This is a genomic window from Ochrobactrum sp. SFR4, from assembly GCF_019730395.1.
In the GTDB taxonomy this organism is placed as follows: domain Bacteria; phylum Pseudomonadota; class Alphaproteobacteria; order Rhizobiales; family Rhizobiaceae; genus Pseudochrobactrum.
The window spans coordinates 1-633 of the sequence record NZ_JAAPBB010000087.1; the positions used below are offsets into that span (position 1 = coordinate 1).

Sequence of the window (633 nt, forward strand, 5' to 3'; positions counted from 1 at the left end):
AGCACATGCGCTTCGGTGCTGTTCAGGGTAAAGTGCTTGACGCGGATGGCTCAGTCCTGATCGATTGGTATGAGGAGTGGGGCATTACAGAGCCGACCGAAATTAATTTTGAACTAGATAAGCCGGGCACTGATGTTCGCAAAAAAATCCGCGATCTTAAACGGGCGATGCAAAAAGCGGCCAAGGGGGTATGGACGCCAGCAACACGAGTGGGTGCTCTGGTAGGTGATGCCTTTTTTGATGCTTTGGTCAATCACCCAAACATCAAAGAAACCCGCATCGGAACAGAACGCGCTGCAACGCTTGAGAATATTGAGGGATACTCCTCAATTGAGCTCGAAGGTGTCACTTTCATCAACTATCAGGGTACTGATGATGAATCCACCATAGCAGTCGGCACTGAAAAAGCGCGCTTTTTCCCGATTAATGCTCGCGGTGCCTTCAAGGTTGGATTTGCACCTGCAAGTGAGTTCAAACCTTATCTGAACCAACGTGGGCGTGAATATTATGGCCTCATTCTTGAAGACAAATCAGGTCGTGATGAGTGGGATCGAGTTGAGGTTTACAGCTATCCGCTGTTCATCGCTACCCGGCCAGAAATGCTCCTGCGAGCTCGAATGAAATAATTACCTT

The 633-nt window shown here is 48.8% G+C and carries 1 protein-coding gene; it reads left to right on the forward strand.

Translation table 11 applies throughout. From position 1 onward, the window contains the following. Positions 1-626, forward strand: a 626-nt coding sequence (locus HBA93_RS17970) for a major capsid protein (RefSeq protein ID WP_221724202.1), incomplete at its 5' end; no start/stop codon positions are given. Positions 627-633 lie beyond the last annotated feature (7 nt).